Consider the following 24,695-nt stretch of genomic DNA (forward strand, 5'->3'; position numbering starts at 1 on the left):
CAAAATGGAGTGGTTTATTAGCACATCTGCAATTTCTTATCAAAAGAAATCCAGAATAATTGAATGATTTGTGAATAGGAAATGCACGAATCATTCCGTCGCATTTTCTAGTAATCTCATTGTTTAATTATCTAATTAAAACGTCATGCCATTATACCATACCTTAGGAGCTATTCCTCCTAAAAGACACACCCAATTTGAAAAACCAACTGGCGGATGGTACTACGAGCAACTCTTTGGAACCGAAGGTTTTCACGGACATTCCTCGTTATTATATCATACGCATCGCCCAACGCAAGTCAAAGAAATTCGATCCTCTTATTCGGTAGAACCTAAAATTGCCATTGCAAAAAACATTAAATCGCTACTGCTAAAAGGATTTGAAATCGCGCCCGAAAAAGATTTTTTAGAAAGTCGTAAGATACTGTTAACCAATAGCGATTGCGGTATTGGACTGGCCGCTCCGCAAGAATCCCTAAACTCTTATTTTTATAAAAACGCCGATGCCGATGAACTCCTTTTTATTCATAAAGGGAAAGGCAAATTGCGGACTTTTATGGGAAATATTCCTTTTGAATACGGCGATTACATCATCATTCCTAGGGGAATTATTTACCAAATTGAATTTGAAACTGCCGATAATCGGTTGCTTTTTGTAGAATCGTCAGCGCCGATTTATACCCCCAAACGCTACAAAAATGAGTCGGGACAACTCTTAGAACACGCACCGTTTTGCGAACGCGATTTTAAATTACCTACCGAATTGGAAACCCACGACGAAAAAGGCGATTTTGTAATTAAAATAAAAAAAGAAGGCATGCTGCACGAATTGGTGTATGCATCGCATCCTTTTGATGTGGTCGGTTGGGACGGTTATAATTTTCCGTATGCTTTCTCTATTCATAATTTTGAACCCATAACCGGACGCGTGCACCAACCGCCACCGGTACACCAAACTTTCGAAACGGCTCATTTTGTAGTTTGTTCTTTTTGCCCTCGATTATATGATTATCATCCCAAAGCGATTCCGGCTCCTTATAATCACAGTAATATTGATAGCGATGAAGTTTTGTATTATGTTGACGGCGATTTTATGAGTAGGAACAACATCGAAAAAGGACATATAACCTTACATCCAAAAGGAATTCCGCATGGTCCAGCTCCCGGAGCAATGGAGCGAAGCATAGGTCAAACCGAAACGGCCGAACTAGCGGTAATGGTAGACACTTTTAAACCGCTACAAGTAACCGAAGAAGCTTTAAAAATTGACGATGGAAACTATTACAAATCCTGGTGCGAATAACAAAAAACTGTCATTTTGACCCACACAGCTGAATTGTTTCTTTTAAAATTGCAACATTATGAATAAAGACTTAAAACCAGTAGACTACGGTCTCGAAAAAATATTTGAAGGCGCCCAAGATTTTCTTCCTCTTTTAGGAACCGATTATATCGAATTTTATGTAGGAAATGCCAAGCAAGCTGCTCATTTTTATAAAACGGCATTTGGTTTTCAATCCTATGCTTACGCCGGATTAGAAACTGGCCTCAAAGACAAATCCTCGTACGTCCTTAAACAAGACAAAATTACATTAGTGCTTACTACCGCTTTAAACAGCCAATCTAACATTGGCGAACATGTAAAAAAACACGGCGATGGAGTTAAAATTGTAGCATTATGGGTCGATGATGCCCGATCGGCTTTTGAAGAAACCACCAAAAGAGGTGCCAAACCCTATCTAGAACCTACCGTAGAATTTGATGAAATGGGCGAAGTAGTTCGTTCCGGAATTTATACCTACGGCGAAACGGTGCATTTATTTGTGGAACGCAAAAACTACAAAGGCACTTTTTTACCGGGATACAAAGAATGGAATTCGGATTATAACCCAACCACTGTGGGCCTAAAATACGTAGATCACATGGTAGGAAATGTAGGTTGGAACGAAATGAATACCTGGGTAAAATGGTACGAAGACGTAATGGGATTTGTAAACTTTTTATCTTTTGATGACAAACAAATTACTACCGAATATTCGGCTTTAATGTCAAAAGTAATGAGTAATGGCAATGGCAGAATTAAATTTCCAATAAACGAACCAGCCGAAGGGAAAAAACGCTCACAAATTGAAGAATATCTCGATTTCTATGAAAGTCCCGGCATTCAACACATTGCTGTTGCAACCGATGACATTACCACTACTGTTGCCCAAATGCGTGAACGTGGCGTCGAATTTTTAAGTACACCACCCCAAGCCTATTACGATGCTATTCCGGAACGATTAAAAAACCACATGCACCGTTTTAAAGAAGACATTCAGGAACTACAAAAATTAGGTATCATGATTGATGCCGATGAAGAAGGGTATTTGTTGCAAATTTTCACCAAGCCTGTAGAAGATCGTCCGACTTTATTTTTTGAAATTATCCAAAGAATGGGGGCAAAAGGTTTTGGTGCAGGTAACTTTAAAGCGCTTTTTGAATCGATTGAAAGAGAACAAATGTTGAGAGGAACATTGTAAATTGGCACTATTTTTTCATTTTATCAAAAAATTAACCAAAAAACACCTTATTCCGTGCAAATGTTTTGTTAAACTCAATTTTTATTGAATTTTTTCTTGGCTTTGTATCTATCTTTGCACTCGCAAAACAGGAAGGGGTGGTTTCCTTCCGATTTTGATATAAATTTCATAATTTATAGTTTTTTGGTTAGTTAATAGCATAAAAACTCAGTCGTTAGGCTGAGTTTTTTTGTTTTGGTATTTTTGGAATAAAATTTGTAATTTATATCCTTGTAAATCACAAAATTGAAATTATGAAAAAAATACATATTATACTGTTACTTCTTTTAGTTCCTTTATTCGGCTTTCAACCCAAAGTAGACACCGCCTTTGATACTGGCGAATGGTTCAAGCTTCGCATTCATTATGGTATTGTAAACGCTGGTTACGCAACAGTAACGGTAAAAGAGGCTGTTGTTAATCATAAAAAAGTATACCACGCCGTTGGAAAAGGATATACCACCGGTATGTCGCGTTTTTTCTTTAAAGTCGAAGATTTGTACGAAAGTTATTTTGATAAAAACACGGGTAAACCCTATCGCTATGTTCGAAAAATAGACGAAGGAGGTTATACAAAAAATCAAGAAGGCTTTTTTAATCAAGAACAAAACAAAGTTTTGGTAAAGGATTATAAAAACAAATCCGAAAAAAGTTTGGCCGTAACCGAAAACGTGCAAGATATTGTATCTTCGTTTTATTACTTGCGAAATCATCCTGAAATCGATCAAATGAAACCCGGAGAATCCATTGCAATCGACATGTTTTTTGATAACGAAATCACAAAATTTAAGTTAAAATTTGTTGGTCGTGAAGATATTAAAACTAAATTTGGAACCGTTTCAACCATGATTTTCAAACCTTTAGTACAAGCCGGACGTGTATTTAAAGAAAAGGAAAGTTTAACCCTTTGGATAACAGACGACAAGAACAAATTGCCTGTTCGTATTCAAGCGGATCTTGCCGTTGGATCTTTAAAAGCCGATATTGACGGCTACAAAAATTTACAAAGTCCATTAAAAATAAAACAATAAATGAACATCAGTGCACAGTCTGAATCAATTTTAAAAGAAATTGACTCAAAATATCAGACTATCAATCAAAAGACAGAAGTACAACTAGAAGGTCTTTTATGGTCTAAGCCCATTACGTATTGGGATTATATTCAAACTGATGCATTGTTAAATCTTCAAATTCAACGTTCTACCCTACCCGACGAAATGGTTTTTATCATGTACCATCAAGTCAACGAATTGCTTTTTAAAATGATTTTGTGGGAGATGGAGCAAATTGCCGAAAAAGAAAACATCGATACGGTATTTTTTAGTGAACGATTGGATCGTATTACACGCTATTTTGACATGCTCACCAACTCTTTTGAAGTTATGGAAAAAGGCATGGAAGTAGACCAATACATGAAATTTAGAAATACTTTGACTCCTGCAAGTGGTTTTCAAAGTGCACAATACCGTTTAATCGAATTCTCGGCAACGGATACCATCAACCTAACCGACCATCGATTCAAATCAAAAATCAATAACGAAACGACTGTTGCCGAACAATTTGAATACCTCTACTGGCAAGCAGCAGGAAAAGATTACAAAACCGGTGAAAAGTCGTATTTGTTACAACAATTCGAAAAAAAATACAAAGCCGAATTTTTAGTCCGAATGGAAACGTATAAAACCAAAAATATTTGGCAAAAATTCAAACAACTGCCTGCCGAAGATCAAAAAAATCCACAACTTATTGCTGCAATGCGCCATTTTGATTATACGGTAAACATTACGTGGGTTATGCAACATTTGAATACAGCTATCAAATATATTTTAGAAAGCGGACAAGGAAATGGCGAGGCAACTGGCGGAAGCGATTGGCAAAAATACATGCACCCAAAATTTCAGCGTAGAATCTTTTTCCCGGAATTATGGAGCGCCGAAGAATTAGCCAATTGGGGTAGCGAAAAATAAATACTAATACAAAAAAAATAAGGTTTGAGAAAAATAGGAGTAATTATAATAGTGTTATTTTCAATTATATCGTGTCAAAAAGAGGCCGATAAACCTGAAACTAAAATTATAAAACCCAAAAAAGCTGCAAAAGTAGAGTTTGGGATTAATTACGCCGATTATAATGTTATTCACGATACCATTAAAAAAGGAGATACCTTCGGAACCATCATTCAAAGCCAAAATATCGGAAACAAACGTGTGTATGATATTGTCAATACCGTAAGAGATTCATTTAATGTGCGAACCATGCGTTATAACAAAGCCTATACTTTGTTTCGCTCTAAAGACAAAACCAACCAATTACAATTATTTGTTTACCAACCCGATGCGCTGACGTATTATGTACTCGATTTACGAGACAGTATCCCGGTGGCTTATAAAAAAACCAAACCTGTAACATTTAAACGAAAAGTAATTGGTGGGGTGCTAAAAGGTTCTTTATCCGAAACCTTAGGAAACCACCGAGTAGATGTGGCCTTGGCCAATCAGATAACAAAAGTCTTCGCTTGGTCTGTCGATTTCTTTAAATTGAAAAGAGGCGACCGCTATGCCTTAATTTTCAACGAAAGATTTATTAACGATTCTATTTACGATGGTGTCGAGGAACTGGAAGCGGCTTTTTTTGAATACAAAGGCAAAATAGTATACGCTTTTCCTTTTGTACAAGATACAACAACTGGTAAAAAAACCTATTACGACGAAAACGGAAAAACGCTTAAAAACTTATTCTTAAAAACACCTATCAAATTTAGCCGAATTACCTCTCGCTTTTCGGGTAACCGTTTTCACCCTGTTCAAAAAAGATGGAAAGCGCACAAAGGTACCGATTATGCCGCTCCTAGAGGCACTCCTATTTCTACAACGGCAGCTGGAGTGGTTGAAAGAACGGGGTATACTGCTGGAAACGGAAATTATGTTAAAGTAAAACACAACGGTACGTATGCTACACAATATTTACACATGTCAAAAATTCTTGTCCGCCGCGGACAACATGTTGCCCAAGGCCAAACAATTGGTTTAGTAGGAAGTACTGGACTTGCCACAGGTCCACATGTGTGTTATCGTTTTTGGAAAAATGGCGTTCAAGTAGACCCTTTACGCTTAAATTTACCAACAGGCGAATCGCTTTCGGCCAAATACAAAAGCCGTTTTTTACAAGAAATTGAACCTTTGAAAAGAGAATTGGACAGCATCGGAAATTTATAAAACAAAGGCACTTTTAAAAGCAAAGTTTTAGTTCGATTGGTTAGAATTAATTATTTTTGAGGAAAACTCATCAAAAAACGGAACCAAATGAATTTAAATACCGAAAACCCATCCACTCTAAAGGCCTGGAAAAAATTACAAGCTCATTTTGAAGCCACTCATCAAACTACTTTGCAAGAATTATTTGCGGCAGACAGTACAAGAGCCGAAAAATTCAACATCCAGTGGAATGATTTTTTAGTCGATTTTTCTAAAAATAAAATCACCAAAGAAACACTTGATTTGTTGCTTGATTTAGCGAACGAAGTCGATTTAAAATCGGCAATTGCTGCTTATTTTGGTGGAGCCTTAATCAATAAAACCGAAAATAGAGCCGTTTTACACACTGCTTTACGTGCTGAAGATAACGCCGTAATTATGGCCGATGGCAAAAATGTGATGCCCGAAGTAATTGCGGTTAAAAACAAAATCAAACAATTTACCCATGAAGTTGTGTCCGGAATCCGAAAAGGATATTCGGGTCTACCTTTTACCGATGTGGTGAATATCGGAATTGGAGGTTCCGACTTAGGCCCAGATATGGCTGTAGAAGCGTTGCAATTTTACAAAAATCATTTAACCACACACTTTGTTTCGAATGTAGATGGCGACCATGTAAACGAAGTCATTAAAAAGTTAAATCCCGAAACTACTCTTTTTGTAATTGTTTCTAAAACGTTTACCACTCAAGAAACCTTAACCAATGCGATTACCATAAAAGATTGGTTTTTAAAATCGGCACAACCCGAAGACATTGCCAAACACTTTGTAGCTGTTTCAACCAATATCGAAAAAGTAACAGCTTACGGAATAGATCCAGAAAATATTTTTCCGATGTGGGATTGGGTTGGCGGTCGATTTTCGTTGTGGAGCGCCGTAGGATTGAGTATCAGTTTAGCCGTAGGATTTGAACATTACAATAACTTATTAAAGGGAGCACAGGAAATGGACGAACATTTCAAATCAGCTGCTTTTGATCAAAACATCCCGGTTATTTTAGCTTTATTAAGTATTTGGTATAATAACTTTTATGGCGCCGAAAGCGAAGCCTTGATTCCATACACCCAATATCTTAAAAAATTAGCTCCCTATTTGCAACAAGCCACTATGGAAAGTAATGGTAAAAGTGTGGGACGCGATGGCAAACCAGTCGATTACCAAACCGGAACTATTATCTGGGGAGAACCTGGAACCAACTCACAACATGCCTTTTTTCAGTTGATACATCAAGGAACCAAACTAATTCCGACCGATTTTATAGGTTTTGTGCACTCTTTATACGGAAACAAAGACCATCATGACAAATTAATGTCGAATTTCTTTGCTCAAACCGAAGCGCTTTTAAATGGAAAAACTGAAAATCAAGTTTTAGCGGAATTTAAAAAACAAGAGCTTTCAGCCAAAAAAGCGGCCTTTTTGTTACCCTTTAAAGTTTTTACCGGAAACAAACCAACCAATACCATTTTAATTCAAAAATTATCACCTAAAACGTTGGGTGCTTTAATTGCCATGTACGAACACAAAATTTTTGTTCAAGGTATTATTTGGAACATTTTTAGTTACGACCAATGGGGAGTAGAACTTGGAAAACAATTGGCAAATTCTATTTTAGAAGAAATTGAATCGGGCGTAGTGAAAAACCACGACAGTTCTACTGAACTCTTACTAAACTACTTTATAAAAAACAGCTAACGTTTTTTTACGCCATTCTATTCAAAAAATGCATTGATTATTTCTAAATCAATGCATTTTTTTCATTAAAAACATCGAAACACATACTTTTAATCAAAATATAGCACTTAAAAACCCGTCTGAATTTTAAGGATTTAACAAAAAAAACAGCAAAAAATTCAACAAAGCAAGATTAAATTTATATCTAACTAAAAAATTCATTTTAATTCGCAATGAATAATGCAAAAGCGTTCTTTGTTAACGTTTTGCTAACACTATCTGATATTTTTGTTATAATTTTGCCAAAAACAAATAAAGAAAACTTCAAATGAAAACAATGAAAAACTGGTTACTCACAGGACTATTATTCATGATTATTTCAGCTGGATTTGCCCAAGGTAAAATTACCGGATCCATAAGTGACGGTATGAGTTCTTTACCAGGAGCTAATGTGGCTATTAAAGGAACTTCACAAGCAACTACTACTGATTTTGATGGAAAATTCACTCTCAGTACGCAAATGAATTCTGGCGAGTTGATTATCTCATTTTTAGGATTTGAGAATACAACTGTAAAATTTAATTTTTCTAACGGCTCAAGTGTAGATTTAGGAACGATTGTTCTTACTTCCGACTCTAATCAACTTGATGAAATTGTTGTAATGGGTAAAGGAATCATCGATTTAGCAAAAGATCGTAAAACTCCTATTGCGGTTTCAACAATTAAAGCAGCAGACATTCAAGCCAAAGTAGGTACTTCTGATATTACACAAACTATGGTTAATACGCCATCAGTGTATGTTGCAGGTCAAGCAGGAGGATATGGTGATTCTAGAATTAGTGTTCGTGGTTTTGCTCAAGATAACACAGCCTTTTTATTAAACGGACAACCAATCAATGGAATGGAAGACGGTAAAATGTACTGGTCAAACTGGTCTGGAATGTCTGATATTGCTAATGCTGTTCAAATTCAAAGAGGTCTAGGATCTTCAAAATTAGCTATCTCGTCAGTAGGTGGTACAGTTAACTTTATCACAAAAGCGACAGACAAAAAACAAGGTGGTTTTGCTTCTGTAGGTGTTGCAAATGACAATTACTTTAAAACAACAGCTGCTTACAGTACTGGAATGAGCAAAAGCGGTTGGGGAACAAGTGTTATGCTTTCTCACTGGCAAGGTGACGGATATAATGATGGTACTTACGGAAGAGGTGAAACTTACTTTATTTCTGTGGGATATAAAGCAAATGATAGACACAGTTTTAACTTTTTATTGACTGGAGCTCCTCAAGAACACGATCAAAACTTCACGAAAGCAATTAGTGACTACCAAAAATATGGTAGAAAATACAATAATAACTGGGGAACTCAAAACGGAGAATACAAATCTGAAAGAACCAATTACTACCACAAACCAGTAATGAACTTAAACTGGGATTTTGATATTAATGAGAAAACACAACTTTCTACAGTAGCTTACGCTTCTTGGGGAAGAGGTGGAGGAACAGGTAGCTACGGAAGTAAATTACCCGCAGTAGATGGTCAAATAAATTTTGACGGAATGTACAACAAGAACCAAACAATTGGTAACGGAACTGGAAATAGTGACGGAAGAAGTACTAACGGAGCTTATTTGATTCGATCATCTGCTAACAATCACGCTTGGTATGGTTTAGTATCAAACTTAAAAAACCAATTAACTGAAAATTTATCACTGAATGTTGGTATTGATTTAAGAACTTACACAGGTGATCACTACAGATATGTTTCTGACTTTGTAGGTTTATCGAGTTGGACTGATACTAAGGCTTTGCTAAACGGAAACCATCAATCAAGTGGAACATCTGCTGTACATTTTGTAAATAAAGAATATTCAATAGAAAGATGGAAATCAACTTTTCAAAAAGTTGCGGACAATCAAAAAATCAATTACGATTATAGTGAAACCATTTCTTACGGAGGTCTTTTTGGTCAATTAGAATATGCTAAAAATGATTTTTCAGCTTTCTTTCAAGGATCTGTATCTAACCAATCTCACGTACGTACAGACCCATATAATTACATTTCTGAAGCACAAGAATCAGAAAAAGTTAACAATGTTGGTTTTAATGTAAAAGCAGGAACTAGTTACAAAATAGCAAACCAACATACTGTCTATGCAAATGCAGGATATTATGATCGTCAACCATATCATGATAATATTTATTTAAATTTTACTAATGAACTTAATCCTTTTACAGAAAATGAAAAAATATTAGGTTTAGAAGCTGGATATACTTTTTCTTCAAAAATATTTACTGCTAGTGTAAATGCTTACAGAACATCATGGAAAGATAGAGTAACAACATCTACCACAACCGCTTCAGCAGCAGATGTTACAAAATATCCTAGTTTAGCAGTAGGTGATTTAATTCACAAAACAGATCAAGGTTTAGAGCAATTACATACCGGTATCGAATTGGATTTTGTTGCTAAATTAATGCCTAAATTAGACCTTACAGGTTTTGCTTCTTTCGGAAATTGGGAATATCAAAACTCAGTAGTTTCTACATACAGAGATGATAGTTTTAACACTTTAGAAGTAAAAAGTGTTGATGTTGACGGTGGTAAAGTTGGTGACGCAGCTCAAAGTACTTTAGGCTTAGGATTCAAATATGAAATTTTTACAAGATTTTCTGTCGATGCAGATTGGAGAAATTATGCTAAACTATACTCTAATGTTGGTGCTGTTAAAAATAACTTAGAATTACCTAACTACGATTTAGTTGATGCGGGTATCTCTTATAAACTTTTAACCGGAAGTAATAGTTTCGATTCTATCTCATTCCGTTTAAATGTTAACAATGTATTTGATGAAGTTTATCTTTCTGAATTAACTTCTTCAACAGCAGCTGGACCAACAGATGAAACTTACAAAGGTATTAATGTTTCGAACAGAGGTTTCTTCGGATTAGGAAGAACATGGAACTTTAGTGTTCGTTTCAACTTCTAATATTTAGAATCTAAATAAATATCAAAACGGCAAGTGCGAATCGCATTTTGCCGTTTTTTTTATGCGTTTTTTATTTATATTTGTTAAAAACAATCTTTAATTTATGTACCATTTTATTCAAAAAATGCACTCAGGCTGGGCCTATCTGGTGCTCCTTTTGTTAATTATAGCCATCATAAATGCTATAATGGGTTTATCCTCAAAAAAACAATTTACAGACAAAGACCGCAAAATTGGTTTGTTTGCCCTTATTGCTACACACCTTCAATTGGTAATTGGTTTTGTAGTTTATTTTGTTTCGCCTTTTGGAAAAGCCGCTTTAGGACAAATGAGCGATGCCGCTTTACGATTAACTTCTTTAGAGCATCCACTAATTAATATTATTGCCATTGCCCTAATTACTATTGGTTGGTCAAAACATAAAAAAACATCTGATAGCACGGCAAAATTTAAATCATTTGCAATTTTTTATGGTTTAGGTTTACTTTTAATCTTGAGCAGAATACCATGGAAATTATGGTTTTAATATTTTAAAAGCCCTTTTTACAGGGCTTTTTTTATCTCGGCATATTATTTGAACATACTCCCCAAGTCTGAACAAAATAAAAATTATGAAGCACAAAAAAAACCTTTTTCAATGGCTCATCAGTCTTTTATTATTGGTATTTAGCATTACTTATTTGTATTGCCAAGCAAAACCTACTGCACAACCCATCAAACAAGATAGCGTAAAAATGTCTAAAATAAAGACCGCTATTTTTGATAAAGACACGACCATCATTCTTGAAAAACCACTAAAATTAAAACTCTATCAAAAATCGGCTCATGCCTCCTATTATGCCGACCGATTTAACGGAAAACGTACCGCCAGCGGAACCAAATTTGATAACAACAAATACACAGCTGCCCATAAAAAACTACCTTTTGGAACTAAAGTAAAAGTAACCAACGAACTTAACGGAAAATCCGTGATTGTAGAAATTACTGATCGTGGTCCTTTTGTAAAAACACGTGATATCGACCTTTCGAAACGTGCCTTTATGGATATTGTCAAACGAAATGGAGCTGGAATCATGACGGTGACGATTGAAATTATTGAGGATTAAATTCGATGTTGATATTCTTAAAATTTTATATGGAAATTTTACAAAAACAAAACCATGAATAAAATATACTATTTAGCCTCGTGCGATACCTGTCGGAAAATCATCAAAAGTCTTCCTGAAGACAGTCAATTGGAGTACCACGATATCAAACAAAATCCCATCACCGAAGCTGAATTAGATCAAATGCAACAGTTGGCAGGCAGCTACGAAGCACTATTTAGCCGAAAAGCACAATTGTACAAATCGATGGATTTGAAAAACAAAAACTTGACCGAAAGTGATTATAAAAAATACATTCTCGAACATTATACTTTTTTAAGTCGCCCGGTTTTTATCATTGATGGCAAAATTTACATCGGAAACAGTCAAAAAAACATTGCTGAAGTGTTAAAAGTATTGGGTTAATCTGTCCAGGTTTTTTGTAAATTAGCTGTTCATCATAAAATCGTATTTTAATGGCAATTGCAAAACCCTTCAACCTTACCCAATGGCTCGACGAAAACCGTCATTTACTAAAACCGCCAGTAGGGAATAAAAATCTTTACACCGAGTCGGGAGATTATATTGTAATGGTTGTGGCAGGTCCTAATGCCCGAAAAGATTATCATTACAACGAAACCGAAGAATTATTTTACCAACTTGAAGGTACTATAAAAGTAGTCATTCAAGAAGACGGTCAACGCAAAGAAATGGAACTCAATGCGGGCGACATGTATTTGCATCCTGCCAAAATACCTCATTCTCCCGTACGTTCCGAAGGTTCAATTGGCTTAGTAATAGAAAGGAAAAGAGCAGGAAAAGGATATACTGATGGTTTGCTTTGGCATTGCGACAATTGCAACCATAAACTCTACGAAGTGTATTTTGAACTAAATGATATAGAAAAAGATTTTTTACCACATTTTGAGCATTTTTACAATTCTAAGGAATTACGAACTTGTGCTAATTGTGGCACTGTTATGGAAAGTGATTCGAGATTTGTGGCGAAGAAATAACTTGATTACAATTTTGAGTAATTACAGTTAAAAGTACAGTTAAGAAATCTTTGTTATCTTTGTCAATGAATAAATCATTAAAAAATGAACTACGCGATATCCTTTCAGGAAAGAACGAAATTAGGTTTGGAACAATTATCCAAACAATCGCCGGTTACCTTAAAAATGGCGAAAAAACAAGCGCAACAATTGAAAACGAAAAGTATTTCAAAGAACAAGAAAAAGAGAGATTAGAAAAATTTATTTCTGAAAACAAACTGTGGGTAAATAATGTCGACTTTTCTCAGTATGTGAGTGAAGGTGCTGAACAAAAAGTTTACTTAAAAGACAGTGAGCACGTTATAAAACTTAATGATGCCATTTATTACAGCTCTTGGAAAGACTACTTTTACAATTTATTACTCCATAATTTTTTCTTCTCTGATACCGCTTATGATTTAGTTGGTTTTACAAAAAACGAAGGAATTTTATATGCAATAGTTAAACAAAACTATGTTTTAATTACCTCTAATACAGACTTATCTAAAGTGAAAAGTTTTTTAACTTTAAACGGATTTGAAAACAATCGAAATAATGATTATTACAACGGCGAATTAGGTATAATTCTATAAGACTTACACGACGAAAATGTACTAACTCGCAATGATGTTTTATATTTTATAGATACGTTAGCAGAAAGTTTATCAGACCGCAAACATAACGACAATGAAATCAATAGTACAACAATTAAGAGAAGAAAAAAACTTAACACAAAGCGAACTTGCCGAAAAAAGTGGACTTTCATTAAGGACAATTCAAAGAATTGAGGCGGGTAAAATTCCAAAAGGATTTACTTTGAAAACTTTAGCGAATATCTTTGAAACGGAACCCGAAAAGCTAATTCCTTCTAAAGAAATTGTAAAACTTGATAGAGCAAAATTAATTAATTTATCTAGTTTAATTGGACTTTTAATACCTTTTGGTGGAGTTCTTTTTCCATTGATATTAACATATAAAACAAAAGATTCTAAAAACAAAGAATTAGGAAAAAGCATTGTAAGTGTTCAAATTATTTTAACTGTTGCACTGGCTGTTTCTCAAATCGCAAGTCCATTCATTCAAAAATTATTATCGCTACATTTTCCTCTTTTTTTAGTACCATTATTACTCATTTTTTGCCTAAAATTATTGATAGTCATTTTCAATGGCATTAGTTTAAACAATAAAAATGATTTACATAAAAATTTAAAAATCAACTATTTATAATACTTGTCAGCAAATTGACGTAAAATTGGCGTATTACTTTTGTTCAGAAAAAGTTTTCTAAAATTGACATTTGCAAAAAAAATAATCAAATGAAAATTTTAAAGAAAATTGTATTGACCTTTTTGGTCGTTTTGGTTTTGACGGCACTTGGTGGCTACATTTATTTTGACCGAAAATTTACGCCCGATGAAAATTATTTGGCTATAGAAAATGAAAGCGGATTTATTCCATTAACATGGTTGGGTAAAGAGAAAAATGTTCTGTTACTTCCCATATATTTTGAGGGAGACTCAACAAACTATTATTTGCAATTTGATACAGGTTCGCCTTACACAGTTTTTTATTCAGAATCAATTAAAAATATCTCTCAAATATCCGTAAATGAAAAAATTGCAAAAACTTCTTTCTATATCGGAAAAACAAAAGTCATTTCCGATAAATTCAAAATTTACAATCAAGGAAATAACAAGGATGACCTTTCGTTAAAAATAATTGGAACAATTGGTGCAGACATTTTGGAAAACAGAAAAACCATTATCAATTTTAAAGAAAATTATATTGCTTTAAATTTAGCAAAAACACCTTCTCAATTTCAAACAAAACTATTTGATTTCAAATTCAAAAAAAGAAAAATCATCTTTAAAGGTTTATTAAAAGACAAAGAAGAAAGTTTTTTATTTGATTCAGGTACAAGTGCTTATGAATTGTTGACCAACAAAGAAGTTTGGACAGACTTAAAACTACCAAATTCAAAAATAGATATTGAAAAATCGCAATCTTGGGATAAAGTTTTAACCACATATACAACAAATTGTAACCAAAAAATTCAATTTCAAAATCAAGAAATAACTTTAAACAAGGTAACTTATGTTGAAGGATTTTCACAAGTACAATATGCAATGATGAAATTTTCAGGGATGACAGGAATGTTGGGCAACAAAATATTTTTGAATAATACATTGTACTTCGATTGTACACAAAACAAGATGGGAATTGAATAAAAAACCTTCTGCTAACAAGGGTTTTGCGTCAGGCGGGCTGAAGTACAAAATTCAAATTTTGTACTTCTATTAAAATTTGTATATTAGCTGAACGTTTCGGCTTTGAAAGCCCGCCCGAACGCAAAGCCCCAAAACGTTTTTTATTTAACACCAAAATTTTGGTTAGAATAATATGCCATCCTAATCCAGTATCTAACCTTGCACCTCTTTGACTACCAAAGATTTTTTTTGAAAAATATCCAAAATGTCATAGTAACAAGTGCGAAAGAAATCTTTGTTTATTTTTTGATTACAATAAAATACTATCAAAAAAAGGCTATAAATAGTTTTTCATTTCCACCTACAATTCAATTCGTTTCCCTTGTTCGGGAAAAACAAGCTGCAATCCCATCGTATTGGATTCGATCAATTCCTTTTTTAACAACGCTATTTTTTCTACTGGTGGTTTTACGTGCGTAATCACTATTTTTACTTTTTGTAAAGCTGCTAAATTAGTTACATTTTTTAAAGCACTTAATTCTTCCATCAACCATTTTGGTGTTAAATGGCCGAATAAAAACGAATCGGGTTGCTCGTTCGGAAAAGAAGTTTCAATACAAATAGCCCGCAATTTTTGACTTATAACTAAAGGAGCGATAGTTTTCCATAATTGACTTAATGCACTGCTTTTTTCAATTTTATCTGGCCCTGTATCGCCTAAATACAACACATAATCTTGGTTGGTACGAATTAAAAAAGCCGTACTTTCAAAAGGATTAACATGACTCAACGGAAAAGCCGTTACTTCCATTTGAGTATCTTTCAAATGTACTTCTGTTTGAAAAGCTAAAGTTTGAAAATGATATTTTTTTATTTGAAAGCCCGGGCCTTCGTCTCCAAAATTAGCCCAAGTTTCTCCATTAAAATAATGATCTTGCATCATCTTCATCGTGGAACCCGAAGCATAAATCGTTTTTGAAACATCAGCGGGCGAACCAATTATCAGTCCCGAAACATGATCCAGATGGGCATGCGAAATCAAATACCCTTTTATTCTATTTTGTAAAACCGTAAGTGGTACTTCGTCAAATGATTGATGTGCTACCGCTTTTTCAATTCCGGCATACACCGTACCAGCATCCAAACAAATAAAATCAGCATTGTTTATAGGTGCTAACAAATACGAAGAAAGATTAGCTTCATCAATACCACCCATAACCCCTAACGGAATCAGTTGAAAAGCCGGCTGGTCTTTTTGAGCCAAAATAAACCCTGAACTTACCAATAACAAAAATGCAAAAATAGAACTCCTTTTCATTTAAAAAATGGTTTAAACAGTTGAATACAGCCAGAAATGGTAGTTAAAATTAACTCCGTTAAGAATTGTATCTTTATCATTCGAAAATACAACAATTCATCTAAATAACGTTACCATGACAACAATAGCCGAAAAATTCAAAATAAAAGAAATTTTAGAAGAACTCCATATTCAAGCCATGAACGAAGGAAGTTCGACCGGAATTCAAAGCTTTTCTTCGGGCGAAATTATTCAAAGTTTCTCACCGGTTGATGGTCAACTTATTGCTTCTGTAGTAGCTTCTACCGAAGCAGATTATCAAAAAGTAATCGAAACAGCTAAAAAAGCTTTTAACGAGTTTAAACAAATTCCCGCTCCTAAACGAGGTGAAATCGTACGCCAATTTGCAGATAAATTAAGGAACAAAAAAGAAGCTTTAGGCAAGTTAGTTTCCTATGAAATGGGCAAATCGTTACAAGAAGGCTACGGAGAGGTGCAAGAAATGATTGATATTTGCGATTTTGCCGTGGGACTTTCAAGACAATTACACGGATTAACCATGCATTCCGAACGACCAAACCATCGCATGTACGAGCAATACCATCCATTGGGAATTATCGGCATTATTTCGGCCTTTAATTTTCCTGTGGCCGTTTGGTCTTGGAATGCCGCTTTAGCTTGGATTTGTGGTAATGTTTGCGTTTGGAAACCTTCTGAAAAAACACCCTTATGCGCTATTGCTTGTCAAAATATCATGGCTGAAGTTATTAAAGAAAATAACCTTCCGGAAGGCATTTCTTCTTTAATTAATGGCGATTACCAATTGGGAGAATACTTAACAAACGATACCGCTATACCCTTAATTTCGGCTACAGGTTCTACCAAAATGGGAAAAATAATAGCTCAAAAAGTAGCCGCACGATTAGGAAAATCATTATTAGAACTTGGAGGAAATAACGCCATTATTGTTACCCCAAATGCCGACTTAAAAATGACCATTATGGGAGCCGTATTTGGAGCTGTTGGTACGGCAGGTCAACGTTGCACCTCTACGCGTCGTTTAATTATTCATGAATCGATTTTCGATCAAGTTAAAGATGCCTTACAAAAAGCCTATCAACAACTTCGAATTGGCAATCCGCTGGATGAAAACAATCATGTAGGCCCTTTAATTGATCAAGATGCGGTGGCTAACTACGCAAAGGCTCTTTCAAAAATAGTTCTTGAAGGAGGTCGTATAGTGGTAGAAGGAGGCATTTTAACCGGATCAGGTTACGAAAGTAATTGTTATGTAAAGCCGGCGATTGTAATAGCGGAAAATACTTTTGAAACCGTACAGCAAGAAACCTTTGCTCCTATTTTATATTTAATTAAATATTCTGGCGATGTTACCAATGCAATTGCCATTCAAAATAATGTGCCACAAGGATTGTCATCTTCCATTATGACTTCGAATTTAAGAGAAGCCGAATTGTTTTTATCTACTAATGGATCCGACTGTGGAATTGCAAATGTAAATATTGGCACTTCAGGTGCCGAAATTGGAGGCGCATTTGGTGGAGAAAAAGAAACAGGTGGAGGAAGGGAATCAGGATCGGATGCTTGGAAAATTTATATGCGAAGACAAACCAATACGATTAATTATGCTACTACACTTCCTTTAGCCCAAGGAATTAAATTCGAATTATAAAAACGCATGTTATGCGATTAAGTGTCTTTTTAACACATAAAAACAGACGATTAACTGTGGGTTTACCTTAATTTAAAACAAAGCCTATAATGTAAGATTTTGAAAAACATAAAGTTAACATAAAAAAAACTTAATAAAATCAAAAATCACTAAATCTGGGTATTGTGAAACTGTTCAAAATAATAGAAATTTGTTTAAACAAAAAGGGAAATATTGGGTTATAAAGCTAGTTGTTCCCAAAAAAAAACAAGCATAGGGTGATAAAGCTACCGACACCCTTACAAAAAAGAGCACAGGGATTATGAAGCTAATTGTTCCCTTAAAAACAAAGCAATGGGTAAAGCTAAGAAAATCCCATTAAAAAAACAGAGCATTGGGATTATAAAGCTAGTTGTTCCCGTAAAAAAACAAAGCCTTTGGGTAAAGCTAAGAGCCCATTAAAAAACAGAGCATAGGGACTATAAAGCTATTTGTTCCCTTAAAAACAAAGCAACAGGGATTTTAAAGCTAGTTTGTTCCCTTAAAAACAAAGCACAAAAAAAGAGCCAAAATTTGGCTCTTTTCTTTTTTTATCTGGGTAGTAAATTATCCGTTTAAAGCTTCAGCTCCACCAACAATTTCTAAAATTTCACTTGTAATTGCAGCTTGACGCGCTTTATTATAAGTCAATTTTAATTGATTACGCAATGCAGTCGCATTATCAGTTGCTTTGTGCATCGCTGTCATACGCGCGCCATGCTCAGAAGCAAATGAATCGCGAATACCTTTGTATAATTGTGTTTTTAATGATTTAGGAATCAAAGTCAAAACAATTTCCTCTTTTGAAGGTTCAAAAATATAATCTGCAGCCGCTACAGGATCTTCTGTTTTAATAGGAGCTAATGGTAAAAACTGCTCTGTTTGAACTACTTGAGTAGCCGCATTTTTAAATTGATTGTAAATCAATTCTATTTTATCGTAAGTGCCCGATAAAAATAAATCCGTTAATGTTTCAGCTATTGCAGCAACATTATCAAAAGTTAAATCATCAAAAACACTACTGTAATTAGCATAAATCGTACTTGTTTTACACAAAACATCGTTTCCTTTTTTACCAATAGCAAAAACATCTACCTGTTTTCCTGCGTAAAAATCAACACGGTTTTTAACCTCTTTAATAACATTAGAATTAAATGCACCACATAACCCTCTGTTAGAAGTAATGGCAACCACTAAGACTTTTTTAACCTCACGTTGTGTAGTATACTCACTTCCAACTGATCCATCTAAAGTAGCAGAAAGGCTTTGCAACAATTCGGTTAACTTTTCAGCATAAGGACGCATTGCAGTAATTGCATCTTGCGCTTTTTTAAGCTTTGCAGCAGAAACCATTTTCATCGCCGATGTAATTTGCATCGTAGATGAAACGGAAGTAATTCGATTACGGATTTCCTTTAAATTTGCCATTTTTATAATAGTCTAAAGTCATAATGTCATCAAGCCAAAAGTCTCTAGTCAAACTGCTGACTTTAGACTTTTCGCTTTAAGACCTTTGACTGATTTTAGTTATATTTTGCAGATACTTCTTTTGCCGCTTTTTCAAGAACATCAGTGATGGTATCATCTAATTTTCCAGCTTTTAAAGCGTTCAAAGTATCTTTATGTTTGTTATTTAAGTAAGAAATGAAATCGGCTTCAAATTCTTTTACTTTGTTAACAGGAACATTTTTCAACAAGTTTTTAGAACCTGCGTAGATAATCGCTACTTGGTTTTCTACAGGATAAGGATCATTTAAACCTTGTTTTAAGATTTCAACGTTTCTTTTTCCTTTTTCAATAACGTTTAAAGTAACAGCATCTAAATCAGAACCGAATTTAGCAAACGCTTCCAATTCACGGAATTGCGCTTGATCCAATTTTAAAGTTCCAGACACTTTTTTCATTGATTTAATTTGAGCATTACCTCCAACACGAGATACAGAAATACCTACGTTGATTGCAGGACGAACCCCCGAGTTAAACAAATCTCCATCAAGGAAAATCTGACCATCTGTAATCGAAATTACGTTTGTTGGGATATAGGCAGAAACGTCTCCAGCCTGAGTTTCGATAATTGGTAAAGCAGTTAAAGAACCACCACCTTTTACGATAGGTTTAATAGAATCTGGCAAATCGTTCATGTTTTTAGCAATACCATCATCGGCAATTACTTTACAAGCACGCTCTAATAAACGAGAGTGTAAGTAGAAAACGTCTCCAGGATATGCTTCACGTCCTGGTGGTCTTCTTAACAAAAGAGAAACCTCACGGTAAGCAACAGCTTGTTTAGATAAATCATCATATACAATTAAAGCTGGACGACCTGAATCTCTGAAGTATTCTCCAATTGCAGCACCTGCCATAGGAGCATATACTTGCATTGGAGCTGGATCAGAAGCATTAGCTGCTACAATCACAGTATAGGCCATCGCCCCTTTTTCTTCTAACATTTTAGCAATACCTGCTACTGTTGACGCTTTTTGTCCGATAGCAACATAGATACAAAATACTGGTTTTCCAGCATCGTAAAATTCTTTCTGATTTAAGATGGTATCAATACAAACAGAAGATTTACCTGTTTGACGGTCACCAATAACCAACTCACGTTGACCACGACCTACAGGAATCATAGCATCTACAGCTTTAATACCCGTTTGCAATGGTTCTGTTACCGGTTGACGGAAGATAACTCCAGGAGCTTTTCTTTCTAATGGCATTTCGTATAAGTCACCACCAATTGGTCCTTTTCCATCAATTGGAAAACCAAGTGTGTTTACTACACGTCCTACCATTTGTTCTCCTACTTTAAGAGAAGCGATACGTTGCGTTCTTTTTGCAGTTGATCCTTCTTTGATACCTGTTGAAGGTCCTAAAAGTACCACCCCAACATTATCTTCTTCAAGGTTAAGTACAATTGCTTCAAGTCCATTTTCAAATTCAACTAACTCACCATATTGAACATTCGACAGCCCGTAAATACGAGCAATACCGTCTCCAACTTGAAGTACAGTTCCTACTTCCTCTAGTGTAGCACCAGATTCAAAACCTTCTACTTGCTTTCTTAATATTGCTGAAATTTCAGCAGGTTTAATTTCCGCCATCTTACTTTATAATTTAGACACTTACTGTGTGATAAAACTAATTAATTACTCAATTCTCTCTTTAATACTTGTAATCCATTGCTAACAGAAGCATTATATTGCTTGTCGCCAATTCTTAAAATAAAGCCACCTATAATAGACGGATCTATTTTATTTACAATGCTTACTTTTTTATCTGATAAAGTAGCCACTTTTGCCAAAACTTTAGTTTCTAAAGCTGCATCCATAGGAAATGCAGTCGTAACCACAGCTGTTTCAACTCCATTGTTTTCATCAAATAATTTTGAATATTCTTCAGCAATATTTAAAACTATTTCAAAACGTTTATTCTCACTTAATAGCTTAAACAAGCCTTTGCTTACATTAGAAACTTGAGCAAAAACTTCCAATAATACATTTTCTTTTACATCAACAGTAACTGTTGGACTTAATATAAACGCGTTAAGTTCTGAATTAGATTTAATAGTGGATGCGATTAATTTCATATCGTTGTTTACCACTTCAGCTTCTCCTTTTGAATTAGCCAAATCTAAAATTGCTTTGGCATAACGTAATGCTGTTCTTGTTCCTGCCATAACTTGATTAGTTTAACTTAACTTCTCCTAACATTTTCTCAACTAATTTAGTTTGAGAATCTTTGTTAGCCAATTCTTCTTTCAATAATTTCTCAGCAATAGATAATGATAAGCTTGATACATGAGATTTTAACTCAGCCATAGCTACATTTTTCTCGTTTTCAATTGCTGCTTTTGCTTGATTAATCATTTTTAATCCTTCTGCTTGCGCTTCATTTTTTGCATCAGCAATCATTTTTTCTTTCATTTCACGAGCTTCTTTTAACATGGCATCACGCTCTGATCTGGCTTCTTGCAAAATTCTTTGATTATCAGCCTGTAAAGCTTGCATTTCTTTACGAGCATTTTCTGCCGAAGCAATAGCATCTCTAATACCATCTTCTCTAGCCTCTAAAGCACTTAAAATTGGTTTCCACGCAAATTTAGCAAGCAAAACAATTAAAACTACTAAAATGATTAACTGCCAAAAAAACAGTCCGTATGAAAATTGATCAAGTAACTTTTCCATTATATGAAATTTATATTTTTATAAAAATTTGTTTAAATAAAATACAATCTGCAACCAACCGTTGCAGATTGTATAAAGCTTATTAAGCTCCTAAGATTAATGCACCGAATGCTAAACCTTCCAAAAGAGCTCCGATAATAATCATTGCTGTTTGGATTTTTCCTGCAGCTTCTGGTTGACGAGCAATAGCGTCCATTGCAGAACCACCGATTTTACCTAAACCTAAACCAGCACCGATCACGATTAAACCAGCTCCCACTAAATTTGGAATTGTCATAATAATTGATTTATATAATTAAACAAAATTTTTTTTAAACTATAGCATTGTCATGCTCTCCTAACCCGTCTTTGGTATGATCCTCATCATGATGATGATCTTGTACTGCCATACCTATAAACAATGACGATAACATTGTAAAAATAAATGCTTGTAAGAAGGCAACTAACAATTCGATAACCGAAATAAAGGTAGTCAACAACATTGACACTCCGATACTTCCACCTGTTGTCAAGGTTTGTTTGAACAAGAAGATAATAGCAATTAATCCCATTACAACAGAGTGACCTGCGGTGATGTTTGCAAACAAACGAATCATTAAAGAGAATGGTTTTGTGAAAATTCCTAAAATTTCAATTGGAGCTAAAACCAATTTCATTGGAACCGGAACACCTGGCATCCAAAATATATGACCCCAATAATCTTTATTTGCACTAAAATTAGTAATAATCAAGGTACAGATTGCCAAACAAAAAGTAACCGCAATATTTCCAGTAACGTTAATTCCTAATGGAGTTAATCCAATTAAATTGAGCAACCAGATTAAAAAGAAAACGGTTAATAAATAAGGCATAAACTTTTTATATTTTTTCTCACCAATATTTGGGCGGGCAATTTCGTCACGAACAAAAATAACCAAAGGTTCTAACACTCTTGAAAAACCTGTTGGCAAAGCATTCGGACCTTTTTTATAGGTTTTAGCCAAAGAAGAAAACAATAAAATTAAGATTAACGCAGTCAACAATAATGAAAACACGTTTTTAGTAATCGAAAAATCCAAAGGTTTTTCGTTTATAGGATGACCCTCATGCATTTCTAAAGTTCCTGCAGCATCCGTTTTATAAATTTTATTATGATATACTTTATAATAGTTACCATCAACATTAGCTACAGCTTTTCCGTGCTCAAACTTTGATGCTGAAAAAACTTTTAAGCCATTATCAATTAAAATGACAGGCAATGAAAAACCAACACTATGACCCGTTTCTTCATCAGAAAATAAAGTAAAATCGTAAGAGTCTAATAAGTGATGCTGAATATGTTCGGTGATTTTCTCTTTAGGAGATAATGCCTCATGCCCTTCTTCTACGTGTGCTACAGCATGAGTTTCCTCAGTTTCCTGCACAACATGTTCTACGGGAGTAGTGGTTTCATTTGTAGTGTGCGTTGTATCTGTCACTGTATTCGCCATCGTAACAGAAGTAAACATCCCTAAAAGCATTACTGCAAGTAATCCGATAGGTTTCTTTGAAATTACCATACCTTATTAAAATAATTGATTTTGCTGTCCTTAAAATTTTGGTGCAAAGGTACATTTTTTATTAATATGGAAAAGGATATAAAAAATTATTTTGCCGTATCGATTTAAAGAAAGATGATTTTAATGCTTTTCATTTAATAATCTTGCAGTTAGAATTGTTTGAAAAATCAAAAAAAGAAAAAAGACAACGATAAAACTTACTTTTTCTGTACTTGCAATTGCTGCTTTATTTTCTAAAATTGGCCTTAGCAAGAGGTAACTTATAAAAAATTCTAATGTAATTGCGGATAAAAATGTAACGCCCACATAACTAAAATTAAAGTCGGCTAAAAACAATAAAGCGGTATAAAAAACAACTGAAATAACATAATACAATACGTATATTTTTATTAGAGAATGATGAAAATTGGCTGTTGGAATAGCTAAAGAAAATAAAATTCCAAAGTGAATAACAAAACAAAAGGCCGAAATAACGAATAAATACAAGAGTATTTTATATTTCTTGAAATCCATAATTACTTTTTAAGCCACAAAATTGCAACATTCTAGTTGTTTAAAAAAATTAGTTGGATTTATTTATATCATTAAGTTGTCGGAAGACGTTGTATAAAGCTAATACCACACCAACCATTCCTAAAAGTTTAAAGTAATATACTCTTGAGCTAGGGTGATTTTCATCGAGCCAAATTCCCAGGCGAGAAAACAAATAAATGATCACTCCCATTTGGGTAGCAATACTAACTAATGCCAACCACTTGCTAGGCTTCTTTGGGTTTGGGTTTTGTTCCATTGTTTTTAGGATCTTCTTTTACTTCACGTAACATTTTACAAGTTGCCGTAAATTTCGCGCCAGGTTCAACCGAAAGTTTTCCTGTAATTACCTCTCCTTCAATGCGCGCGGTTTGTTTTACATTGAGTGTTTCTTCCACTTTTAATGTTCCCGCAAATTCGCCCTCTACATCAGCGTTTTGACAGCTAATATCTCCTTTTACTTTTCCTTTTTGTCCAATGACAATTTTTCCGCTCGAAGTAAAATTACCAATTAATTCACCATCTAGTCTAAAATCGGCCTGAGAAACAATATCGCCTGTAATTACGGTTCCTTCAACTATTCGATTTGTTTTTCCTAAAACATCTGTACTGGGTTTGGGCGATTTTTGAAACATG

At 34.5% G+C, this 24,695-nt stretch carries 24 protein-coding genes; 15 read left to right on the plus strand and 9 right to left on the minus strand.

All coding sequences use genetic code 11. The features are described 5' to 3' along the window. The first annotated feature begins 145 nt into the window (after nucleotides 1–145). From I5M07_RS06955 to I5M07_RS07020, 14 genes are all read left to right on the plus strand, one after another. Nucleotides 146–1,303, plus strand: a complete 1,158-nt coding sequence (locus I5M07_RS06955) for a homogentisate 1,2-dioxygenase (RefSeq protein ID WP_200105498.1) — start codon at nucleotides 146–148, stop codon at nucleotides 1,301–1,303. 58 nt (nucleotides 1,304–1,361) lie between these two features. Beyond that, a complete protein-coding gene (gene hppD, locus I5M07_RS06960; protein ID WP_200105499.1) occupies nucleotides 1,362–2,522 on the plus strand; it encodes a 4-hydroxyphenylpyruvate dioxygenase in 1,161 nt (386 codons plus the stop codon). Between the two features lie 293 nt (nucleotides 2,523–2,815). Next, nucleotides 2,816–3,592 carry a DUF3108 domain-containing protein gene (locus tag I5M07_RS06965; RefSeq protein WP_200105500.1) on the plus strand — a complete coding sequence of 259 codons (777 nt, stop codon included), beginning with the start codon at nucleotides 2,816–2,818 and terminating at the stop codon, nucleotides 3,590–3,592. Then, nucleotides 3,593–4,528, plus strand: coding sequence for a tryptophan 2,3-dioxygenase family protein (locus I5M07_RS06970; RefSeq protein WP_200105501.1), 936 nt, complete (start codon nucleotides 3,593–3,595; stop codon nucleotides 4,526–4,528). Nucleotides 4,529–4,552: 24 nt separating this feature from the next. Then, nucleotides 4,553–5,776, plus strand: coding sequence for a M23 family metallopeptidase (locus I5M07_RS06975; protein ID WP_200105502.1), 1,224 nt, complete (start codon nucleotides 4,553–4,555; stop codon nucleotides 5,774–5,776). Nucleotides 5,777–5,863: 87 nt separating this feature from the next. Further along, a complete protein-coding gene (gene pgi / locus I5M07_RS06980) occupies nucleotides 5,864–7,507 on the plus strand; it encodes a glucose-6-phosphate isomerase (protein WP_200105503.1) in 1,644 nt (547 codons plus the stop codon). A gap of 307 nt (nucleotides 7,508–7,814) precedes the next feature. Beyond that, nucleotides 7,815–10,475 (plus strand): TonB-dependent receptor, encoded by a 2,661-nt coding sequence (locus tag I5M07_RS06985; RefSeq protein ID WP_200105504.1) that lies wholly within the window; start codon nucleotides 7,815–7,817, stop codon nucleotides 10,473–10,475. Between the two features lie 103 nt (nucleotides 10,476–10,578). Then, nucleotides 10,579–11,001, plus strand: a complete 423-nt coding sequence (locus I5M07_RS06990; protein WP_200105505.1) for a hypothetical protein — start codon at nucleotides 10,579–10,581, stop codon at nucleotides 10,999–11,001. Between the two features lie 85 nt (nucleotides 11,002–11,086). Next, the gene (locus I5M07_RS06995) at nucleotides 11,087–11,581 is read left to right on the plus strand and encodes a septal ring lytic transglycosylase RlpA family protein (protein ID WP_200105506.1); all 495 of its coding nucleotides are present in this window, start codon (nucleotides 11,087–11,089) and stop codon (nucleotides 11,579–11,581) included. Between the two features lie 54 nt (nucleotides 11,582–11,635). Beyond that, nucleotides 11,636–11,986, plus strand: coding sequence for an arsenate reductase family protein (locus I5M07_RS07000; RefSeq protein WP_200105507.1), 351 nt, complete (start codon nucleotides 11,636–11,638; stop codon nucleotides 11,984–11,986). Nucleotides 11,987–12,036: 50 nt separating this feature from the next. Next, nucleotides 12,037–12,576, plus strand: coding sequence for a 3-hydroxyanthranilate 3,4-dioxygenase (locus I5M07_RS07005; protein ID WP_200105508.1), 540 nt, complete (start codon nucleotides 12,037–12,039; stop codon nucleotides 12,574–12,576). A gap of 65 nt (nucleotides 12,577–12,641) precedes the next feature. Beyond that, entirely contained in the window at nucleotides 12,642–13,187 is a 546-nt protein-coding gene (locus I5M07_RS07010; protein ID WP_233621977.1) for a putative polyvalent protein kinase domain-containing protein, read from the plus strand. Between the two features lie 94 nt (nucleotides 13,188–13,281). Further along, on the plus strand, nucleotides 13,282–13,821 hold the full coding sequence (locus I5M07_RS07015; RefSeq protein WP_200105509.1) for a helix-turn-helix domain-containing protein: 540 nt from the start codon (nucleotides 13,282–13,284) through the stop codon (nucleotides 13,819–13,821). Between the two features lie 89 nt (nucleotides 13,822–13,910). Further along, nucleotides 13,911–14,822 (plus strand): hypothetical protein, encoded by a 912-nt coding sequence (locus tag I5M07_RS07020; RefSeq protein WP_200105510.1) that lies wholly within the window; start codon nucleotides 13,911–13,913, stop codon nucleotides 14,820–14,822. 340 nt (nucleotides 14,823–15,162) lie between these two features. Here the strand turns inward: I5M07_RS07020 and I5M07_RS07025 are convergent, their stop codons facing one another. Then, a complete protein-coding gene (locus I5M07_RS07025; protein ID WP_200105511.1) occupies nucleotides 15,163–16,119 on the minus strand; it encodes an MBL fold metallo-hydrolase in 957 nt (318 codons plus the stop codon). Between the two features lie 115 nt (nucleotides 16,120–16,234). Here I5M07_RS07025 and amaB point away from each other — a divergent pair, with 115 nt between their 5' ends. Continuing rightward, complete coding sequence (gene amaB, locus I5M07_RS07030) at nucleotides 16,235–17,788, plus strand: L-piperidine-6-carboxylate dehydrogenase (RefSeq protein ID WP_200105512.1); 1,554 nt, start codon at nucleotides 16,235–16,237, stop codon at nucleotides 17,786–17,788. A gap of 585 nt (nucleotides 17,789–18,373) precedes the next feature. On the opposite strand, the gene atpG is transcribed toward amaB, so the two are convergent. The 8 genes from atpG to I5M07_RS07070 all read right to left on the minus strand — a co-directional run bounded on the left by atpG (nucleotide 18,374) and on the right by I5M07_RS07070 (nucleotide 24,694). After that, nucleotides 18,374–19,234 carry an ATP synthase F1 subunit gamma gene (gene atpG, locus I5M07_RS07035; RefSeq protein ID WP_200105513.1) on the minus strand — a complete coding sequence of 287 codons (861 nt, stop codon included), beginning with the start codon at nucleotides 19,232–19,234 and terminating at the stop codon, nucleotides 18,374–18,376. Nucleotides 19,235–19,329: 95 nt separating this feature from the next. After that, the gene (gene atpA, locus I5M07_RS07040) at nucleotides 19,330–20,907 is read right to left on the minus strand and encodes a F0F1 ATP synthase subunit alpha (RefSeq protein WP_200105514.1); all 1,578 of its coding nucleotides are present in this window, start codon (nucleotides 20,905–20,907) and stop codon (nucleotides 19,330–19,332) included. Between the two features lie 41 nt (nucleotides 20,908–20,948). Then, complete coding sequence (gene atpH, locus I5M07_RS07045) at nucleotides 20,949–21,482, minus strand: ATP synthase F1 subunit delta (RefSeq protein ID WP_200105515.1); 534 nt, start codon at nucleotides 21,480–21,482, stop codon at nucleotides 20,949–20,951. 7 nt (nucleotides 21,483–21,489) lie between these two features. After that, nucleotides 21,490–21,990 carry a F0F1 ATP synthase subunit B gene (locus tag I5M07_RS07050; protein WP_200105516.1) on the minus strand — a complete coding sequence of 167 codons (501 nt, stop codon included), beginning with the start codon at nucleotides 21,988–21,990 and terminating at the stop codon, nucleotides 21,490–21,492. A gap of 82 nt (nucleotides 21,991–22,072) precedes the next feature. Next, entirely contained in the window at nucleotides 22,073–22,267 is a 195-nt protein-coding gene (locus I5M07_RS07055) for an ATP synthase F0 subunit C (RefSeq protein ID WP_014165720.1), read from the minus strand. Nucleotides 22,268–22,301: 34 nt separating this feature from the next. Next, nucleotides 22,302–23,528 (minus strand): F0F1 ATP synthase subunit A, encoded by a 1,227-nt coding sequence (atpB, locus tag I5M07_RS07060; RefSeq protein ID WP_200105517.1) that lies wholly within the window; start codon nucleotides 23,526–23,528, stop codon nucleotides 22,302–22,304. A 562-nt stretch (nucleotides 23,529–24,090) separates the two neighbouring features. Further along, entirely contained in the window at nucleotides 24,091–24,318 is a 228-nt protein-coding gene (locus I5M07_RS07065) for an AtpZ/AtpI family protein (RefSeq protein WP_200105518.1), read from the minus strand. Further along, entirely contained in the window at nucleotides 24,287–24,694 is a 408-nt protein-coding gene (locus I5M07_RS07070) for a bactofilin family protein (protein WP_200105519.1), read from the minus strand. Before I5M07_RS07070 ends, I5M07_RS07065 begins: the two co-directional genes overlap by 32 nt. Nucleotide 24,695 lies beyond the last annotated feature (1 nt).

The sequence above is a fragment of the Flavobacterium agrisoli genome (genome assembly GCF_016522065.1).
Classification (GTDB): Bacteria; Bacteroidota; Bacteroidia; order Flavobacteriales; family Flavobacteriaceae; genus Flavobacterium; species Flavobacterium agrisoli.

What these genes read in the sequence shown, in the direction of transcription:
- I5M07_RS07055 (WP_014165720.1), bottom strand. Translation starts at nt 22,267, where the DNA reads ATGACAATTCCAAATTTAGTGGGAGCTGGTTTAATCGTGATCGGTGCT.
- I5M07_RS07070 (WP_200105519.1), bottom strand. Translation starts at nt 24,694, where the DNA reads ATGTTTCAAAAATCGCCCAAACCCAGTACAGATGTTTTAGGAAAAACA.
- I5M07_RS06990 (WP_200105505.1), top strand. Translation starts at nt 10,579, where the DNA reads ATGTACCATTTTATTCAAAAAATGCACTCAGGCTGGGCCTATCTGGTG.
- I5M07_RS06985 (WP_200105504.1), top strand. Translation starts at nt 7,815, where the DNA reads ATGAAAACAATGAAAAACTGGTTACTCACAGGACTATTATTCATGATT.
- hppD (WP_200105499.1), top strand. Translation starts at nt 1,362, where the DNA reads ATGAATAAAGACTTAAAACCAGTAGACTACGGTCTCGAAAAAATATTT.
- I5M07_RS07010 (WP_233621977.1), top strand. Translation starts at nt 12,642, where the DNA reads ATGAATAAATCATTAAAAAATGAACTACGCGATATCCTTTCAGGAAAG.
- I5M07_RS07000 (WP_200105507.1), top strand. Translation starts at nt 11,636, where the DNA reads ATGAATAAAATATACTATTTAGCCTCGTGCGATACCTGTCGGAAAATC.
- atpB (WP_200105517.1), bottom strand. Translation starts at nt 23,528, where the DNA reads ATGGTAATTTCAAAGAAACCTATCGGATTACTTGCAGTAATGCTTTTA.
- amaB (WP_200105512.1), top strand. Translation starts at nt 16,235, where the DNA reads ATGACAACAATAGCCGAAAAATTCAAAATAAAAGAAATTTTAGAAGAA.
- I5M07_RS06970 (WP_200105501.1), top strand. Translation starts at nt 3,593, where the DNA reads ATGAACATCAGTGCACAGTCTGAATCAATTTTAAAAGAAATTGACTCA.
- I5M07_RS07025 (WP_200105511.1), bottom strand. Translation starts at nt 16,119, where the DNA reads ATGAAAAGGAGTTCTATTTTTGCATTTTTGTTATTGGTAAGTTCAGGG.
- I5M07_RS07050 (WP_200105516.1), bottom strand. Translation starts at nt 21,990, where the DNA reads ATGGAAAAGTTACTTGATCAATTTTCATACGGACTGTTTTTTTGGCAG.
- atpH (WP_200105515.1), bottom strand. Translation starts at nt 21,482, where the DNA reads ATGGCAGGAACAAGAACAGCATTACGTTATGCCAAAGCAATTTTAGAT.
- atpG (WP_200105513.1), bottom strand. Translation starts at nt 19,234, where the DNA reads ATGGCAAATTTAAAGGAAATCCGTAATCGAATTACTTCCGTTTCATCT.
- I5M07_RS07015 (WP_200105509.1), top strand. Translation starts at nt 13,282, where the DNA reads ATGAAATCAATAGTACAACAATTAAGAGAAGAAAAAAACTTAACACAA.
- I5M07_RS06955 (WP_200105498.1), top strand. Translation starts at nt 146, where the DNA reads ATGCCATTATACCATACCTTAGGAGCTATTCCTCCTAAAAGACACACC.
- I5M07_RS07065 (WP_200105518.1), bottom strand. Translation starts at nt 24,318, where the DNA reads ATGGAACAAAACCCAAACCCAAAGAAGCCTAGCAAGTGGTTGGCATTA.
- I5M07_RS06995 (WP_200105506.1), top strand. Translation starts at nt 11,087, where the DNA reads ATGAAGCACAAAAAAAACCTTTTTCAATGGCTCATCAGTCTTTTATTA.
- I5M07_RS07020 (WP_200105510.1), top strand. Translation starts at nt 13,911, where the DNA reads ATGAAAATTTTAAAGAAAATTGTATTGACCTTTTTGGTCGTTTTGGTT.
- atpA (WP_200105514.1), bottom strand. Translation starts at nt 20,907, where the DNA reads ATGGCGGAAATTAAACCTGCTGAAATTTCAGCAATATTAAGAAAGCAA.
- pgi (WP_200105503.1), top strand. Translation starts at nt 5,864, where the DNA reads ATGAATTTAAATACCGAAAACCCATCCACTCTAAAGGCCTGGAAAAAA.
- I5M07_RS06965 (WP_200105500.1), top strand. Translation starts at nt 2,816, where the DNA reads ATGAAAAAAATACATATTATACTGTTACTTCTTTTAGTTCCTTTATTC.
- I5M07_RS07005 (WP_200105508.1), top strand. Translation starts at nt 12,037, where the DNA reads ATGGCAATTGCAAAACCCTTCAACCTTACCCAATGGCTCGACGAAAAC.